This is a genomic window from Cupriavidus sp. 05N39, assembly GCF_056397325.1.
This window is the reverse complement of sequence record NZ_JBFTNE010000362.1, coordinates 1-395: the sequence shown is the minus strand read 5'-3', so window position 1 is coordinate 395 and position 395 is coordinate 1. Positions and strand designations below refer to the sequence as shown.

Genomic DNA, 395 nt, shown 5'->3' with positions numbered 1-395 from the left:
CTTGGTGACACCCTGGACGTCGACCTTCTGGCCAACTTCAAAGATGTCCGCCTTGACTTCGCCGCCGACGGCGAAATCGCCGAGCTGCGCGTCTTCAACGCGGAATTCCCACAGGCCGCGACCCGCGTCGACCTTCGCCTTGGCGAAGTGACCGGCTTCCGGCTTGTTGACCAGGGCAGCGCGACGCGCGCCGACGGTCACCTGCACGGCGCTGTAGCCGTCGGCTTCGACGGTCTTGATCTGCGCGATGCGGTTCGGGGTGGCTTCAATCAGGGTTACCGGGATGGCCTGGCCATCTTCGGTGAACACGCGGCTCATGCCAGCCTTGCGGCCCACGAAGCCCAACGAATATTTCTTCGTCATGGTCGTAGTCCTCAGGTCAGCTTGATCTGAAC

Annotated in this window: 1 protein-coding gene; it reads right to left on the bottom strand. The window is 62.8% G+C overall.

All coding sequences use genetic code 11. The features are described 5' to 3' along the window. Window positions 1-363, bottom strand: a 363-nt coding sequence (locus AC1DN0_RS41715) for a large ribosomal subunit protein uL3 (protein WP_477146699.1), incomplete at its 3' end; no start/stop codon positions are given. Window positions 364-395: the final 32 nt, after the last annotated feature.